Origin of the sequence: Salinibacillus xinjiangensis (assembly GCF_009649735.1) — a bacterium.
GTDB lineage: Bacteria > Bacillota > Bacilli > Bacillales > Alkalibacillaceae > Salinibacillus > Salinibacillus xinjiangensis.
This window is the reverse complement of sequence record NZ_WJNH01000019.1, coordinates 1-16,270: the sequence shown is the minus strand read 5'-3', so window position 1 is coordinate 16,270 and position 16,270 is coordinate 1. Positions and strand designations below refer to the sequence as shown.

Sequence of the window (16,270 nt, the reverse complement as noted above, 5' to 3'; positions counted from 1 at the left end):
CTTTTTAATCATGGAATGAAATTATAACATGATTCCTATACGTTGCAAAATGTAATTTTTGCCAGCCTTAATCGGCATATTTTTTTCCAAATACAGCTTTTTCTAAGTTTGACAAGCGCTTTAAGATATCATAGTTCACATGTCCAGTGTTTGCGCTTTGTGTTTGTCTCACTCTAGTTTGTCCATTTTGTGTACCTTTTAATCGGGCATTTTCTTGTTTTAAACGCTCGATTTCATTTTGTAATGCTTCATAGTCTTGAATCACAACATCTAAAAATTGATCGACTTCTTCTTGATTATATCCTCTAATTGCAGTTTTAAAGTCTTTTTCTAAAATTTCTTTACTCGTTAATTGAATACGCTCAACCATTTTTATTCACCCCATAACATACACTTATACTTATTTTTTCAAATTTCGACGTAATTGTCAATTTGCAAATGGATTCACTCCATAAATCCAGATGAACTTTCCTGAATTTCTCGCACGGTTTCTTCTAAATCAAAGGAAGTAATGTAGTAAACCGGCAAGTCCTTCTTTTGACTTTTTTCCACCTCCTGCAAGAAAAAGATAGGTGTACCTTTGTTTTCTTCATCGTAAAGAACTAAACAAGCATCACTTTTTGCAATCAACCATCGATCCTTTTGTTTAAACTGATATGGTCCCTCATATTCTTTTTCAACTAGTGGACGAAAAAAATCAGCCTGACTGACCACGGATTGGTAAAGCTGTTGCTGGTCTTCTTTCCACCTTTGTTCTTGGTTCATAAATGGAGGAATTACTCCTAGCTTTACATCATACTCTTCTTTAAGATCCAGCACGATTTGGCCTGTCCAAAGCTCGACACCAGCTTGTCCTGAAATTAAAATCCATTCAATGCCCTCTTCAATTAAGGGAATTAACCGACGTTTGATAGCTTCTTTAATAAATTCGATTCGTTTGTCACTGTTATTAAATATGTTTAATTCCATTGGTTTATAACCTGTTACAGCTAAATTCTTCATCTAATCACTCCAATATTTTAGGAGAGGCCTATGTGGCCCCTCCATACAGGTATGCCTTAGCACCCATGGTAAGGCTTTTGGTTCATGGTTGCAGGAGAAACAGCTTGTGGTGGTCTGCCTGGCCCCATTGCTGCAGGTGAAACAGCACTAGGTGGTCTACCTGGCCCCATATTGACGTTTTGCTGATTCACTGTATTCACAACTGATTGAGTATGAGGATAAAAGTGTTTATTTTTCACCATATGATGATTCTGTATTGTTGTATGAGTTGGATGGATATGATTCACTTCATGTGGTATATAGTTGTTCTTCACACAATGCTTTGTTGGATAGACCACATTTTGTGCAGGGCTAACCATGTTTTGAGCTGGACTCACAGCAGATGGGTGACAACCCTTATGGTGATGGTGATGATGACGATGATGCATCGTATCCTCTCCTTTCATTTACTGTACACTACTACTATATTATTGCGGAGGGAGACATGTACTAAGTCATCAACCTAATTTTAGGTATAAATTTAATAACGTAAAAATGTCCCCTTATTTAATAACAAGGGGACCAAGCATATTACTTCGATTGACCATCTGATAAATCATCTGGTGTGAATGAAAAAGGCAATAACTCTTCAACCGTCATCGTCTTTACATCACCTTTTAAATTCCCAATATGTACCTCCATATTCGGGTTAAAAAATTCACTCATCACTTGGCGACAGGAACCACATGGTGGCACAGGACGGTCCGTGTCCGCTACTACCGCTAAACTGGTAAATTCTCTTTCCCCTTCTGAAATGGCTTTAAAAATAGCCACTCGTTCCGCACAGCAAGTTACAGGATATGCTGCGTTTTCAATGTTACAGCCCTGATAAACCTTTCCACTTTTCGTTAATAACGCGGCACCAACATTAAAATTTGAATAGGGTACATATGCTTGATGCCAGATTTCTTTCGCATGTTTCATAAGGTCTGTTTGCATCAATAGACTTCCTCTCAAAAAGTTTCTACTCTTATCATCATTCATTTGATCAATTTTAAAACATAGTCAATGGAATGATATAATTCCATAAATCGTTTTCTTCTCACATCTATATAATAGCTGTGAAGAAGAAGTAATTCCATATTTTCTTTTGTGTTCTGAACCTGATTTGGAAATATATCAAGGCGATGAATATTTTCCATCACCTCATCCTCCCATTGGTCAATAAGCTTAAAAACGTGCTTTGTTTCTCTTTTTACGCGTTCAAATCCTTCTCGATCTTTTTTATCTACCGCATCTCCTTGATTATAACGCTCAAGTCCATTATTTAATATTTGATCATAAATTTGGTCAATCATTTGATGTAATTTCTCTGACATTTTGGACATCCTTTTACACAAACTCGTAATTACGAGTGTTCTTTACCTATATTTTAACATTCTATGTCCACATTTTCACCCATTGCGTAAATCTTGTGACAAAAGGAAATGAACGCTCTCGAACTTTCGGCTCCTCCTTTGCCATCCTATTTTGTCGCTTTTGAATCACATCAAGCTTTTCATAGATTTCCGCTAAGCTTAACTGCATTTTACGAATTTCTTTTTGCTGTTTATACATTAAACTTTCTACCGTTTGATCAGCCTTAACGGATACGTTCTGATCGATCACACGTACTTTTTCCTCTAGTTCCTCCAAGGCCTTTTCCACATGCAATCTCGATACCTTTCTATCCATCTTACGCTCAACCTTTTTATATGCCAAGTTCATTTTCATTTCCTCCTTTAAAAGAAATACTGCCCATTTTATACCGTCTATTTCTTCCTAAAATAAAAAACTCCTTTACGTCCGACAAAGAAAGAAGAAATGTTACAACACATTCGATTTATTTCAAACGAAGAATAGAATTATCGACATGTTTCAAAATAGTAGTGAAGGAGGTTTTGTAGATGAGTAAAAAAAATAAGCAAAAGAATCGTAAAAATACGAATGTAGAGGAACAACCCGTACGTAAAGGATGGAAAGGTGACGGAGATCCGAAGCTCGACGGACCAAACCGTCCATCTACCTGATACTTATGCTTAGTCATGGTGGCTGATAATCAGCCACCGTTTTTCATGTATGATATCTTTTCTCGTAGATTAGCAACCCTTTTAAGAAGGTTTCGCTTCTTATAAAAATGTTCCCCTATTGGTCTAGGTGTGATGGATACATTGTTCCACCATTTCTCTTTCATACCTGAATGAACATACCAATCTTTTCTCACATTGTTTTCATGCTCGATAGTCGGGTAGCTCTGTTCAAGGGAAGGAGCACCGATTTGCTTTTGCCCTGAGAATTGTTCATATTCAAATCTCGTTCCCGTTGGATTAACAGTCAAGGCAAAATCCTTAAATTCCTCATATAGCGAATCAGAAAATAATATCGCCGCTAACATTTTGCCTGTTTCAATTCGTTTTGTAAGTTTCGTGAATTTTTTAATGGACAAGCCATATAATTTACCGGTAATAGTTGGAAATAAAACTGCATTAAGGTGAATTTTTTCTTGTAATACATAAGGAATATTACGAAATACCCTCCATTTAAAAAAAGGTTCTTCGATAACCGGTTTTTGAATCAGGTTTTGTTCATTAATAATTAAAGCCGTTCGAAGTCTTTTTTGATTTTGGTGAAACCAAAAATGCATCCATTCGTCTATCATAAACGTAGAAACATAAAAGTACTTTAATAAATGGAAAAGTGGTTTTTGCTGTTCAACAGAATGTTTATACAAAAGTAATTGGGGAAATGCATCAGAAAAAATAAACCAATTGGCTCGTTCGTACGTCATAAATAAGTAGTCTAGCATTCGACTAGAAAGAAGGTTTTGATACGTATGTGTCTTTAAATCAGTCATGTTCCACCCTGCATTTCGTGACACCATACTGGCTAGAAATGCCCATTCAATTTCTGGGAAATGCTGATAATAATCAAGATAGGCGATAGTTCGTGTTATATTATTCTGATTATGCTGTAAGGTCTTTTGTCGGATATCATTTATCAATTGATCCATTCTAAATCCTCTTTCTTAGAAAAGATTTTCTTTTTTCTTATCTTTTTTGCTAAAAGTTTGGTATGATACTGCTTGATAGGGGAGGATTTTATGCGTTATCCGAATGGAAGAAAAAAGACAAGATACAACAATCAACTCAAGCAGAGAAAAACAAATTTTGGAAAGCGTGGGATGACCCTCGAAAGCGAAATTAACGAGACGAATCTATATTACTTAGAAACGAATCGCGCTGTTGTCCATAAAAAGCCGACGCCAGTGCAAATTGTTCAAGTAGACTATCCCAAACGTAGTGCCGCAGTTATTCGCGAAGCCTATTTTAAGCAAGCATCAACAACTGACTACAATGGATTATATAAAGGAAAATATATTGATTTTGAGGCCAAAGAAACACGAAATCGAACCTCACTACCCTTAGCCAACATTCATCAACACCAGGTCGATCATATGAAGTCAGTCATAGAGCATGATGGCATTTGTTTTTTGATTATTCGTTTTAACCATCAAGGGGAGAGTTATTTATTACCTGCTGAACATTTCCTTGATTTTTGGAATCATCAATATGATGGCGGACGGAAATCCGTACCCTTAGAGTCCATTCAATCAAAGGGCTATAAAATACCCTTTAGTCTACAAGCAAAAGTTGATTATCTTAAAGTATTAGATCAGGTCTATTTATAGACGGGAGGAGATTACAATGGCAGAACAAGGCCAATCTCGCATGCAACGAAGGCAAGCAAAAAAATCAAGCAACAATAAAAAATCAAAAATAAACTGGAAAAAAATATGGATCGCATTCGCTATTATTGGTGCTATTTTATTTACTGGTGTTACCGGTACTTTTATCTATTATGTCTCAGGAGCACCAGAATTAGACGCTGCGAAATTATCCGATCCACTTTCTTCAAAAATTTACGACCGAGATGGGGAACTAATTGCTGATTTAGGTGCGCAGAAACGGACGAAAATTGAATATAGTGATATCCCACAAGTTTTAGAGGATGCCGTCATTGCGACCGAGGATTCACGATTCCGTGATCATATTGGAATCGATTTTAGACGTATTCTAGCGGCCGTTTGGGCAAACGTAACAGAAGGATTTGGTGCACAGGGAGCAAGTACCATTTCTCAACAGGTTGTTAAAAATGCCTTTTTGGAATTCGACAAAACAATCAAACGTAAAGTTCAAGAACAATGGCTAGCTATTAAGCTTGAACAAAAATACTCTAAAAATGATATCTTGACCATGTATTTAAACAAAATTCACTATGGGAACTCTACCTATGGTGTGGCAAAAGCAGCAGAAGTATACTTTGGTAAAAAGAATCTAGATGACTTAACCTTACCTGAAGCGGCACTACTTGCTGGTATACCTCAGCTTCCAAATGTGTATGATCCCCTACAGCATCCAGACAATGCTGAAGAACGTAAGGATATTGTGTTAGACCTAATGGTTCAGCACGGGAAAATTACCGAAAAAGAAGCTGCTGAGGCGAAAGATGTAAAAGTAGAAGATATGGTCGTTGATAACTATAAGACGAATATTCCTTATAGTGATTTCTTAGAGCACGTTGTAAAAGAAGTCCAAAATGAATTAGGCGAGGACGTCGATATCTATCAGGATGGACTGAAAATATACACTACCTTAGATACCAATGCTCAAGAATATGTTGAATTATTACTGAGTGACAGTGAAGATAACCCAATTAAAGGCTTATACCCGGATGATCAATTAGAAACAGGGATTACGGTCTTAGACACCAAAACAGGTGAAGTACTTGCCATTGGTGGTGGTCGTAATGGAAAACCTGGTTTAGGCGCAGATTTTAACCATGCTATACAAGGTGGAAGTCAGCCTGGTTCTACGATGAAGCCATTGATTGACTATGGTCCATTGATCGAATACCAGCAAAAATCCACTTACTATCAGATTAATGATGAACCATATAACTATAGCCAAGGTAACAAGCAAGAGATTAAAAACTATGATCTAAGCCATACGGGATGGCAATCCATGCGCTATCATATTTATCGATCTCGAAATGTTCCTGCTCTAAAAGCACTTCAAGAAGTTGGCCTTGACCAAGCAGCACAGTTTGTGAAAGGACTCGGAATCCCGGTACCAGAAAGTGGAATTGTTGAGTCTGACTCAATTGGTGGCGGTCATATTCAGGTAAATCCTTTCCAAATGGCTGGGGCATTTTCTGCATTTGGTAATGGAGGTTTCTATAATGAACCACATACAGTCCGTAAAATTGAGTATAGAAATAAGGTTGTTGAACTAAAACCAGAACCAACAGTAGCTATGAAGGATTATACAGCTTATATGATTACTGACATGTTAAAAGACGTAGTAACCTCATATGGTACTGGTGGAAATGCTGCTGTCTCAGGACTACCTATCGCGGGTAAAACAGGAACGACAAATGATGATAAAGACTCCTGGTTTACAGGTTATACAACGAACTTTACAATATCGGTTTGGACTGGTTACTCTCAAGAGGAGAAACCGATTGAAGGCAATGGAAAGGCTATTCCGCAAAGTATGTTTAGACATGTGATGCAGCATATTTCTAAAGGAGTAGAAACGAAAGACTTTGCAAAACCTGACTCTGTTGTAGAAGTTGGCGTTGAAAAAGGCACTCGACCAGCAAAACTACCAAGTGAATATACACCAGATGACGAAATTGCTTATGAACTATTTGTAAAAGGACATGAACCAGAGAAAACATCTGAAAAATACGATCAAATTGACCCAATCGAAAATCTTCAAGCAGAATATAACGAAAAAGAAACTGCAGTCAACTTGAGCTGGGATCATAAATCTGAAAACGACAAAATTAAATACGAAGTCAAAGCTGGGTTTGAAAATTCAGATCTAACGACAATTACAACGACCGATAAACGTAAGGTGAAGGTTACACAAATTGAACCTGGTCATAATTATGTATTTGAAGTGACCGCTGTGGATTCCGAAGACCCGGAAAACAATCGAAGTGAATCTGTGAGAGTAAAAATTGAAGTTCCTGAAGAGGAAACGGAGCCAGATGACCTGTTGCCTGGTGAAGGGGAAAACGAAAACGAGAATCCTGAAGAAGATGATGAGAACTCTGAAAATAACGACGGAAGTCCTGAAGATGAGGGCAGGAACCCCGGTGAAAACGGCGGAGAACCTGGAGATGATGATGAAAACCCCGATAATAACAACGGAAGTCCTGAAGGTGAAACGCCCAATAATAACAACGGAGGCCCTGAAGATGAGGGTGAAGCGCCCGATGAGGGTGGCGCTGCAGGTAATATATTAGAACGTCAGGCAGGATAGCCAAGATAAAAAGCCAGACCCAAATGGGTCTGGCTTATTTTTTGGCCGCCTTTTTCATTCGTTTCTGACCTTCTCGACAAATATCTAACAGCGGGCATATTTCACATTGTGGATTTTGTGCCTTACAGTGATAACGGCCAAAGAAAATCATGCGATGATGTGTATCTCCCCACTCATCCTCTGGAACCTTTCGCATTAACGTTTTTTCAACCTCTAATACTGAATCTTTCCACCTACAAATACCTAGGCGCTTGGAAACTCGTTCTACGTGGGTATCTACTGCGATAGCTGGCTTTCCGAAAGCAACAGATACGACCACATTTGCAGTTTTTCTGCCTACGCCTGGTAAATCCACTAGTTGTCCATGTTCATCAGGAACCTGTCCATCATATTTTTCAATTAAAATTTCACAGAGCTTACGAATATTTTTGGATTTATTACGATATAGTCCAATTCTCCGGATATCATTTTGAAGCTCCTCCAACGAAACGGCTAGGTAATCCTCAGGTGTTTTATATTTCTGGAATAGATCCTTTGTCACCTTATTGACAAGTGCATCTGTACATTGCGCCGATAACACAACCGCAATTAATAATTCAAATGGATTTGTATGAGTCAATTCACATTCTGCCTCTGGAAACATTTCATCCAATGTGTCCAAAACACGTCTTATTTGCTTTTGATTTAACACGACCTTTCTCCTCCCTATTCTCCTTCTTCATCCAGCCAATTATAATAGACAGAAGTGTCACGTTTTTCTTTTTTCGGTTGGCCTGGTTTCACATTCTGTCTAAAGGATTGACTTACTTTACGAGCGTCCTCTACGGTTTTTACTCCCTTTTTTGTCCATTCAATTAAAATTCGATCAACATACCGAAAATTTAATTTTCCCATTAAGACAGCTTCACGTAGAGCTGCTTTAATAAGTGCTGGTACAAGTCGATCATCGTCCAGCCAGTGGTTTATAGTTTCAATTTCAATTGGGGACAAAGCTCGTCCAAATTCCTGTTCAAACAAGAGAAATAAATTCCCCTCATTTTCTGCGTGCTCTTCTATTTGCTCTGTGTTATATAGTTTTTTCCATAACGGCTCCAGAGAGTACCATTCATTGATAATATGGTCCTCCTGATATTGCTCAATTTTTAAGAAGCCATTTTTCATCAGTTTTTTCAGGGATTGTGCCACCTCATGCTCCTTCAAACTCATATATTGGCTAATATCCTGAATCGATGGCAAACGGCTTCCTTCAGACTGAAGACGATATATTTGTAAAATGACAGCAAGTTCATTTTCGTTTAATCCCAATGATTGATACTGTAATAAAATACTTTTTGGTAATGTCATTTGATCAAACAGTAATTGATGATAAAAAAACGATTTGTCTGGCATTATAATCCCACCTTAAAAACCATTATAACATCAAGTGTTGTCGAATCGTGCATGAAACGCATTTGGGAAGTAAAAAGCTCCCCATTCAGGGAGCTTTCACCATTATGGATATAAGCGATTTAACAAACGAGGGAATGGAATTGTTTCACGAACATGCTCAATTCCTGCAATCCATGCCACAGTTCTTTCAAGTCCTAATCCAAAGCCAGAGTGTGGCACACTACCATACTTTCTAAGCTCTAAATACCATTCATAGGCTTCACCAGATAATCCGTGCTCTTCATAGCGCTGTGCCATTAGGTCTAGATCATCAATACGCTGTGAGCCTCCAATGATTTCCCCATAGCCTTCAGGTGCGATTAAGTCTGCACATAATACTACATCAGGGTTATCTGGGTCAGGCTGCATATAAAAAGCTTTTAATTTCGTTGGATAGTGCGTAATAAACACAGGCTTGTCATAGCTTTCTGCAATTGCTGTTTCGTGTGGAGCACCAAAGTCATCTCCCCATTCGACATCATCAAAGCCTTGTTCCTTTAAGAAGGCTAAAGCTTCGTCATATGTAATGCGAGGGAATGGTGCTTTAATTTTCTCAAGCTTTGATGTATCTCGTTCAAGTGTATTAAGCTCAAGCTTACAATTTTCCAATACTGATTGAACAACGTAAGAAACGTATTGCTCCTGTAGCTGTAAGCTCTCTTCATGGTCCATAAAGGCCATTTCTGGTTCAATCATCCAAAATTCAATTAAATGACGTCTTGTTTTGGACTTTTCCGCTCTAAAGGTTGGTCCAAAGGAAAAGACCTTTCCTAATGCCATCGCAGCGGCTTCCATGTAGAGCTGTCCACTTTGAGATAGGTAAGCATCCTCATCAAAATACTTTGTATGGAACAGCTCTGTTGTACCTTCTGCTGAAGCTCCTGTTAGAATAGGTGGATCAACCTTTACAAATCCTTGGTTATTATAAAATTCATAGGTCGAACGAATAATTTCATTACGAATTTTCATAATGGCATGCTGTTTTTTGGAACGTAGCCATAGATGTCTATGATCCATTAAAAATTCTGTTCCATGATTTTTTGGTGTGATTGGATAGTCTATCGCCTCATGAATCAATTCTAAATCTGTAACCTGAATTTCATAACCTAAAGGTGACCTTTCATCTTCCTTCACTACTCCAGTAACATATAAAGATGATTCTTGGGTTAGTTGCTTTTTGGCTAAATCAAATACACTTTCATCAACATCTGCCTTAACCACAACGCCTTGAATAAAGCCAGTGCCATCACGTAATTGTAGAAAGGCAATCTTTCCACTTGAACGCTTATTGGCTAGCCATCCCCCTATTTTCACTTCTTCTCCTACATGTTTATGAACTTGATTAATTGTTGTTTTCATAACCTTTCCTCCTGTTACGCTGTATGGTTCGCGATAAAACGTTTGATTCGTTTTGCCGCTTCTTCTAGCTGGTCTAATGATGTTGCATAGGAAAGACGAACGTTTTCATCTGCTCCAAAGCCTGATCCTGGGACTAAAGCGACTTTTTCTTCTTCCAATAACGCTTTTACCCAATCATCTACGTTGTTGAAACCGCAATTAGTTGCTGCCTCTTTTACGTTTGGAAACAAATAAAAAGCTCCCTTTGGCTTGACACAGCTAACACCAGGTAAATCTGTTACCCACTCATATAACTTATTTAGTCGTTCTTCAAATGCCTTTTTCATTGTTTCTACCTCTTCTTCTGATGAAGAGTATGCCTCTAAAGCCGCATATTGTGCAATTGAGGTTGGGTTTGATGTTGAGTGTGAAGCCAGGTTTGTCATTGCCTTAATAATAGCCTCATTTCCAGCAGCATATCCAATTCTCCAGCCTGTCATAGAATGAGATTTTGACACGCCATTGATTATGACTGTTTGATTCTTTAAATCCTCAGACAGCTGTGCAATGGACGTATGCTCCACATCACCGTAGATTAATTTTTCATAAATCTCATCAGAAACAATAAGAATGTTGTGACGAAGACATACATCACCGATTGCCTGCAGCTCATCTCTACTGTAAATTACACCAGTTGGATTACTTGGTGAGTTCAGGATGATAGCTTTTGTTTTATCGGTAATCGCTGCCTCAATTTGGTCTGGCGTTAATTTGAATTCATTGGATTCTTTTGCTTCAATAACAACTGGTTTACCTTGAGCTAATTTGATTTGCTCTGGATAACTGACCCAAAATGGTGCTGGAACTATCACTTCATCACCAGGATTTAATAATACTTGAAATAATGTATATAAGGCATGCTTAGCCCCAATAGTTACAATGACTTCGCTTTCCTTAAAGCTAAGCTGTTGGTCTCGTTTAAATTTAGCTTGTATCGCTTGCTTTAATTCGACCATTCCACCTGATGGGGTATATTTGGTTTTCCCCTCATCCATGGCCTTTTTAGCCGCATCTAAAATATGCTCTGGTGTATTAAAGTCAGGTTCACCTGCTCCTAATCCAATCACATCATGCCCCTCTTGCTTTAAGGCTTTTGCTTTTGCTGTAATGGCTAACGTACTAGAGGGGGTTAAGGCTTGAACTCGTTCAGCTAATTTCATTATTTAAGTTCCTCCTCTTACTTATTTTCTAAATTTAAATTGCTCGTATAGCTCTCCACTTTTAAATAAATATGATTCAAATACATATCGCTCATCTTCATTTCGGTAAACAATTTCCCATATGATATGCCCGTTATCGATTCCAGGTGTCACACTTATTAACTCACAAGACGGACAATTGGAGCGCCAGGAAGACGTGACTTCTTCTTCGGTGACACCATCACTCTCTTTGACGTATGTAATCTTCTCCTGATTTTCATCTTTAGCTTCATCTTTTAAAATGGGCACAAAGGCTATTCCCTTACTATCATCCTCAGATTGACCGAACACAACATCATAGGACTTTTCCCCATTATACCTTACTACTTCATCAACACTTTCAATTGGTGTATTTTGGATTGTTTTTTGTTTGGATGTGGAAAATGTTTCTTCTTTATCATCCATCGCGACCTGATAAATATAGATAAATGCAATAGCGATGAACAAGAAAAGGATTAAAAGAGCAATGCTGCCCCATTTTATTACCTTACGTTTGGTAGATGGTAAATACGGCTGTTTTTTCATCATTTTGATCCAACGATAACCCAAACATTAAATCCTTTTCTTTTAAGGTACGATTTAAACAATCCACAATTTTATAAAGGTCATCCGTTTTAGAAACACGAACCGTTGAGAGTGTTTCTACTTTATCTTGCACCATAGTTAACCTCCTAGACTTGCCTTCAAAACCGGAAATGAAAATTTTACCCAGTATATATAGATGGATGATTCGCAAACTAATGAATGTCTGAAACCTCCACGTTATATATTATAACAATAAATTTCAGTCGCAATAAACCAAAACCATGAAAACAGTAAAAAAACAATCACCCTAACCCATACCAAAATGAAAAGTCTTACCTTTAAACACCTTTTTCAATTATGTAAGGGTCGTGTTTACACAATGTAAACACGACCTTTTTTATGTTAGAACATAGAGCAGATGAAGGTCTTAACACAGTAACCTATGATTGTAGCTCATAATCCTCGGGTGTACAAATAATCTGGATCGTCCCTACTCGTTTTAAATGGTACACATCAATCCAAGATTCCCCAAGACGCTCAAGCAAGCCTGCATGAATATTGGGCTCCTTTAGATTATAAATAATCGCTATATGTGGGTCTAGTTGCGTTAAGAGCTCTTCACTTGGAAAATCCTTTGATGCATACTCAGGGATTTTAATCATTTCTGTTTGGTTAGGGTACTTTTTGATAACTTCTTCAATTTCTTCACTACCCTCTGACATAAAAACAAGAGAGTTCTTACCATACGTAATGTAAAGTGACATGATGTCTGAGTCTTCACTTACCTTTAGGGTTCTGAGTTGTAGTCCTGGACTCAGCTCATATGCCTTTTCCTTCTCCCACACAACTGACTCAACTGAATCACTCTGAATATTTACACATGGTTCTGAAGTTGGACTAATTACATTTGTTACATGAAATTGGTCAATGACTTGGTCTGCGTTCCCACAGGCCTGTTCTGTTTTATCGGTTAAAATCAAGTAATCCACTTTGTCTGTGATTTCTTTTATCTGATTCATTAGTTCTTCTTCACTTTCGTCAGAGCCTGTGTTAATTAAAATATTTTTATCGTTTCCGGTGGTAATAAGAAGTGATTCACCATCTGTTAGAGAAAAGAAGGTAAAGCTTACTTCATCCTCAGATAATCTGTCTTCAACGGCCATGGTTTGAGGATTATCCATTCCCCAAACAAGAATAAATATTAATGCAATTCCTAACGTTTTAAACTTCCCCATTTCAAGTCACATCCCATCTTCATCTTAAAAACACGTTTCAGTTTTACTCGTAAAGTGTATGGAAAGCATCAGGAATAGAATGTGCTACTACAGAGAAACTTATTAAAACCACTCATTAGCTTTTTTAAGTATATTTTCAGTATCTTCATAGCTAACTGGAACGGTTGGGATTGAATCCATAAAGTACTTCCCATATCTTGCCCTCATCAATCGTCCATCACAAACAAAAACAATTCCCCTGTCCTTACTGGAACGAATCAGACGCCCAAATCCTTGCTTAAAACGGATCACAGCATTAGGAAGCGCTAGGTCCATAAATGGATTTTTCCCTTGTTTTTTTAATAGCTCAGAACGTGCACTATAAACTGGATGGTTTGGTGGCTCGAATGGTAGCCTCACTATAACAACGGCAGATAAATCATCCCCTGGAATATCCACCCCTTCCCAAAAGGAGCTTGTCCCTAAGAGAATGGCTTTATTAAACGACTGAAAATTCTTCTGTAGCCGTGTTCGACTTCCACTGGAAACCCCTTGACCAATAATAATAAAATCATCCTGATCGGCTAAACCCTTTAACATTTGATAGGATTTTTTTAGCATTTGATACGAGGTGAAAAGCACAAGCATTCGTCCACTTGTCACTTTAGCCAGTTCGTATATGGAGTAGCTAATGGCCGATATAAAATCGTCCTCTTCTTCCTTTATATCTGGTAAATCATTAGGTAACAGCAATTGAACCTGTTCTTCATAAGAAAAAGGTGAAGGAATCTTTTGTGTTGTGACCTCCGATTGCTGTAATCCATTCCTGGCTAATATATAAGAAAAAGAATTTCGGACGGTTAGGGTGGCACTCGTCAGCACGATGCTTTCTTTTTCATCATAAAGCTTTTCCTTTAATAAAGGCCCTATCTCAATTGGTTCAGCGTATAAATAGACTGCATTTTTCGCACCATGTGCTTCAATTTCGATCCACTTAACCAATGTTTGATCCTTTTCAAATAAGAAAACTTTCAATTTTTGAATCAAGGACTCCAGCTGATCAGTTAATCTCATAATCTCTTCTTTTCGTTGTTCATCTTCTGCGGTTTCTTCTAATTTTTCCTGGTCTTGGTCAAGCTCCACTATTAAGTCCTTCAAACTAAAAATTAACCGGGAAGTTAAATCTCCAAGGTTTGTGCCCGTCTTCTCATCCAATTTGTCCAGCTCAAAAATCGATTGTATACGGCCAATATCATTGTAGGAAGTACCCCTGTTCCTTTGAAAACGAACAAAGTCAAATAAAAATCGAAATAGTACATCAGCTTTTTCCCTTGTTTCTGTCAGTAAGTTGACACGTTCAATATCCTGTTCAAACGTCTCTAACGCTGCCATATCATTCAATAAATATTGGATAGAAACATAGTCCAGCTGCATCCCAAAATGCTTGGAGGCAGTTTGATCTAAATGATGTGCCTCGTCAACCACTAGGAATTGGTACGAAGGTAGTAACTCATAATCATGGATAATGTCTGTACAGAGTAAAGCATGATTAGTAATAATTAAATTAGCCTTTTGCGCCCTTCTTTTTGCCCGTTGATAAAAGGTTCGAGAAAACCATGGCGACTTTGGATCCTGTACTTCTGCCTCTGCATTGATTTTCCGCCAAAAAATTTTACCGCTTGAAGGTAGTTGTAATTCATCTACATCACCAGTATGGGTTTCCATTAGCCAAATTAAAAGCATCGCCTTCGTTAAAATGACATCATAATTATCATCTAATGGCGAATTATTTAACTCAGTCACAAATCTTTTTAGACTTAAATAGTGGCTTTTCCCTTTCATTACAACGGCCTCAAAGGTATCTGGGAACAACCTTTTCATCAAAGGTATTTCCTGCTCTAATAGCTGAGTTTGCAGCTGTGTTGTATATGTACTAATGACAAGACGTTCTCCTTGTTGCATGGAAAAATATAAGCTTGGAAGCAAATAGGCTAGTGTTTTCCCTGTTCCTGTTTCAGCTTCAATAAGGGCATGGTTTTGCTCATGGAAGGCCCCATAGATCATTTCCGCCATATCCTTTTGACCTTCTCGGGGTTCATAATCCTCCATAGCCTGATGAAGTCCGCCTTCTGTTGAAAAAACATCGTCCATAAAGTCACCAAATGAGGATGTGATTTCACTTTTCACTCTATTATGCTGATGTTGTTTCTTTAAGGCTAGTCCGCGATAAATCTCAATTCCTTCATCCTGGTCAATCGAGTATCTTTTTTCCTCAGTCCACTCTGATAGTAATCCATACAAGTCACTTTTGAGTTTGGATTCGAGCTTAATTAATTGCTCTAATACTTCGATAGGAAGATTTTTTGCTTTATTTAACAATTTCAGCAAAATCTCTGCTGTTACATAAGCATCGGATAGGGCTCTGTGTGGATGCTGATGATTAATTTCAAAATATTCAGCGATCTGAGCTAATTTGTAACCGGGTGAACGCGGAGCCAGAATTCTAGCTAATTCGACTGTATCAATAACTTTTTCATGAAGCGGTGATAAGCCTACTGCCATTAAGGACTCATTTAAAAAACCTAGGTCAAACTGAACATGATGAGCGACAAAATAAGCACCCTCACACAATGCCTTAATGTGTTCAGCCACTTCATGAAAGGATGGGGCATGCTCCACTTCTTGAAATGTGATTCCGGTTAAATTAGAAATAAAAGTGGGTATTTCTTGGTTAGGATTTACATAGGTTGCATATTTTTCTTTGATTGTTCCGTCTTCAACAATGACAATTCCCACTTCAATTATTTGTGCACCTTTAGTAGGAGCTTGCCCTGTTGTCTCCAAATCAACTACAGCAAATTTCGTCATGTCTTCACCTTCTTTAAGTGGCCCTATCTATATTGGATATGTATCATTATATTATGTATACGCTCTTTTCTAAGAGTTTGTTGTTTTGACTTAAAAGATATAAAATGCGACGTAATTAGCTTTCTTTAATGTTGCTTAAGTTGTTCTGATGAATATTGAGTGCATGCAAACCGTTCCGGCAGAATACTCCGCTTTCCATGGGCACGGCCTCAGCCTCCTCGGAAGCAAAGACCGCTTCCTGCGGGGTCTTCACCACGCTTCCTCCCATAGGAGTCTCCGTATTCTGCCT

At 38.0% G+C, this 16,270-nt stretch carries 18 protein-coding genes; 3 read left to right on the top strand and 15 right to left on the bottom strand.

Features of this window, described 5'->3' with window-relative positions; genetic code table 11:
- Positions 1–67: 67 nt before the first annotated feature.
- From gpsB to GH754_RS18590, 6 genes are all read right to left on the bottom strand, one after another.
- Entirely contained in the window at positions 68–370 is a 303-nt protein-coding gene (gene gpsB, locus GH754_RS18615) for a cell division regulator GpsB (protein ID WP_153730162.1), read from the bottom strand.
- Between the two features lie 74 nt (positions 371–444).
- The gene (locus tag GH754_RS18610; protein WP_153730161.1) at positions 445–1,002 is read right to left on the bottom strand and encodes an SLOG family protein; all 558 of its coding nucleotides are present in this window, start codon (positions 1,000–1,002) and stop codon (positions 445–447) included.
- Positions 1,003–1,058: 56 nt separating this feature from the next.
- On the bottom strand, positions 1,059–1,430 hold the full coding sequence (locus tag GH754_RS18605; protein WP_228550310.1) for a CotD family spore coat protein: 372 nt from the start codon (positions 1,428–1,430) through the stop codon (positions 1,059–1,061).
- A gap of 142 nt (positions 1,431–1,572) precedes the next feature.
- Positions 1,573–1,980, bottom strand: coding sequence for a cytidine deaminase (locus tag GH754_RS18600; RefSeq protein WP_407690681.1), 408 nt, complete (start codon positions 1,978–1,980; stop codon positions 1,573–1,575).
- Between the two features lie 41 nt (positions 1,981–2,021).
- On the bottom strand, positions 2,022–2,360 hold the full coding sequence (locus GH754_RS18595; protein WP_194841410.1) for a DUF1798 family protein: 339 nt from the start codon (positions 2,358–2,360) through the stop codon (positions 2,022–2,024).
- A 61-nt stretch (positions 2,361–2,421) separates the two neighbouring features.
- Complete coding sequence (locus tag GH754_RS18590; protein ID WP_153730158.1) at positions 2,422–2,748, bottom strand: hypothetical protein; 327 nt, start codon at positions 2,746–2,748, stop codon at positions 2,422–2,424.
- Positions 2,749–2,927: 179 nt separating this feature from the next.
- On the opposite strand from GH754_RS18590, the gene GH754_RS19870 reads away from it, so the two are divergent.
- Positions 2,928–3,050 carry a hypothetical protein gene (locus tag GH754_RS19870; protein ID WP_267206727.1) on the top strand — a complete coding sequence of 41 codons (123 nt, stop codon included), beginning with the start codon at positions 2,928–2,930 and terminating at the stop codon, positions 3,048–3,050.
- Positions 3,051–3,079: 29 nt separating this feature from the next.
- Here the strand turns inward: GH754_RS19870 and GH754_RS18585 are convergent, their stop codons facing one another.
- A complete protein-coding gene (locus tag GH754_RS18585; RefSeq protein WP_153730157.1) occupies positions 3,080–4,030 on the bottom strand; it encodes a DUF2515 family protein in 951 nt (316 codons plus the stop codon).
- Positions 4,031–4,120: 90 nt separating this feature from the next.
- Here GH754_RS18585 and recU point away from each other — a divergent pair, with 90 nt between their 5' ends.
- Positions 4,121–4,708 (top strand): Holliday junction resolvase RecU, encoded by a 588-nt coding sequence (gene recU / locus GH754_RS18580; protein WP_153730156.1) that lies wholly within the window; start codon positions 4,121–4,123, stop codon positions 4,706–4,708.
- 16 nt (positions 4,709–4,724) lie between these two features.
- Positions 4,725–7,349: a transglycosylase domain-containing protein gene (locus tag GH754_RS18575; RefSeq protein WP_153730155.1), complete on the top strand. Its 2,625-nt coding sequence runs from the start codon at positions 4,725–4,727 to the stop codon at positions 7,347–7,349.
- Between the two features lie 34 nt (positions 7,350–7,383).
- Here the strand turns inward: GH754_RS18575 and nth are convergent, their stop codons facing one another.
- The 8 genes from nth to dinG form a co-directional block, all read right to left on the bottom strand.
- Positions 7,384–8,040 carry an endonuclease III gene (nth, locus tag GH754_RS18570; RefSeq protein WP_323742111.1) on the bottom strand — a complete coding sequence of 219 codons (657 nt, stop codon included), beginning with the start codon at positions 8,038–8,040 and terminating at the stop codon, positions 7,384–7,386.
- Between the two features lie 14 nt (positions 8,041–8,054).
- Positions 8,055–8,738: a DnaD domain-containing protein gene (locus GH754_RS18565; RefSeq protein ID WP_153730154.1), complete on the bottom strand. Its 684-nt coding sequence runs from the start codon at positions 8,736–8,738 to the stop codon at positions 8,055–8,057.
- 102 nt (positions 8,739–8,840) lie between these two features.
- Complete coding sequence (gene asnS / locus GH754_RS18560; RefSeq protein ID WP_153730153.1) at positions 8,841–10,136, bottom strand: asparagine--tRNA ligase; 1,296 nt, start codon at positions 10,134–10,136, stop codon at positions 8,841–8,843.
- A 14-nt stretch (positions 10,137–10,150) separates the two neighbouring features.
- The gene (locus GH754_RS18555) at positions 10,151–11,335 is read right to left on the bottom strand and encodes a pyridoxal phosphate-dependent aminotransferase (protein WP_153730152.1); all 1,185 of its coding nucleotides are present in this window, start codon (positions 11,333–11,335) and stop codon (positions 10,151–10,153) included.
- Positions 11,336–11,356: 21 nt separating this feature from the next.
- Positions 11,357–11,923, bottom strand: coding sequence for a cell wall elongation regulator TseB-like domain-containing protein (locus tag GH754_RS18550; protein WP_153730151.1), 567 nt, complete (start codon positions 11,921–11,923; stop codon positions 11,357–11,359).
- Complete coding sequence (locus GH754_RS18545; protein ID WP_153730150.1) at positions 11,862–12,035, bottom strand: YpmA family protein; 174 nt, start codon at positions 12,033–12,035, stop codon at positions 11,862–11,864. Before GH754_RS18545 ends, GH754_RS18550 begins: the two co-directional genes overlap by 62 nt.
- A gap of 304 nt (positions 12,036–12,339) precedes the next feature.
- Entirely contained in the window at positions 12,340–13,134 is a 795-nt protein-coding gene (locus GH754_RS18540) for a ComEC/Rec2 family competence protein (protein WP_153730149.1), read from the bottom strand.
- A 102-nt stretch (positions 13,135–13,236) separates the two neighbouring features.
- A complete protein-coding gene (gene dinG / locus GH754_RS18535) occupies positions 13,237–15,981 on the bottom strand; it encodes an ATP-dependent DNA helicase DinG (protein ID WP_153730148.1) in 2,745 nt (914 codons plus the stop codon).
- Positions 15,982–16,270 lie beyond the last annotated feature (289 nt).

Bases quoted from the DNA above. Each gene is read 5' to 3' on its own strand.
- gpsB (WP_153730162.1), bottom strand. From the start codon at position 370: ATGGTTGAGCGTATTCAATTAACGAGTAAAGAAATTTTAGAAAAAGAC.
- GH754_RS18610 (WP_153730161.1), bottom strand. From the start codon at position 1,002: ATGAAGAATTTAGCTGTAACAGGTTATAAACCAATGGAATTAAACATA.
- GH754_RS18605 (WP_228550310.1), bottom strand. From the start codon at position 1,430: ATGCATCATCGTCATCATCACCATCACCATAAGGGTTGTCACCCATCT.
- GH754_RS18600 (WP_407690681.1), bottom strand. From the start codon at position 1,980: ATGCAAACAGACCTTATGAAACATGCGAAAGAAATCTGGCATCAAGCA.
- GH754_RS18595 (WP_194841410.1), bottom strand. From the start codon at position 2,360: ATGTCAGAGAAATTACATCAAATGATTGACCAAATTTATGATCAAATA.
- GH754_RS18590 (WP_153730158.1), bottom strand. From the start codon at position 2,748: ATGAACTTGGCATATAAAAAGGTTGAGCGTAAGATGGATAGAAAGGTA.
- GH754_RS19870 (WP_267206727.1), top strand. From the start codon at position 2,928: ATGAGTAAAAAAAATAAGCAAAAGAATCGTAAAAATACGAATGTAGAG.
- GH754_RS18585 (WP_153730157.1), bottom strand. From the start codon at position 4,030: ATGGATCAATTGATAAATGATATCCGACAAAAGACCTTACAGCATAAT.
- recU (WP_153730156.1), top strand. From the start codon at position 4,121: ATGCGTTATCCGAATGGAAGAAAAAAGACAAGATACAACAATCAACTC.
- GH754_RS18575 (WP_153730155.1), top strand. From the start codon at position 4,725: ATGGCAGAACAAGGCCAATCTCGCATGCAACGAAGGCAAGCAAAAAAA.
- GH754_RS18565 (WP_153730154.1), bottom strand. From the start codon at position 8,738: ATGCCAGACAAATCGTTTTTTTATCATCAATTACTGTTTGATCAAATG.
- asnS (WP_153730153.1), bottom strand. From the start codon at position 10,136: ATGAAAACAACAATTAATCAAGTTCATAAACATGTAGGAGAAGAAGTG.
- GH754_RS18555 (WP_153730152.1), bottom strand. From the start codon at position 11,335: ATGAAATTAGCTGAACGAGTTCAAGCCTTAACCCCCTCTAGTACGTTA.
- GH754_RS18545 (WP_153730150.1), bottom strand. From the start codon at position 12,035: ATGGTGCAAGATAAAGTAGAAACACTCTCAACGGTTCGTGTTTCTAAA.
- GH754_RS18540 (WP_153730149.1), bottom strand. From the start codon at position 13,134: ATGGGGAAGTTTAAAACGTTAGGAATTGCATTAATATTTATTCTTGTT.
- dinG (WP_153730148.1), bottom strand. From the start codon at position 15,981: ATGACGAAATTTGCTGTAGTTGATTTGGAGACAACAGGGCAAGCTCCT.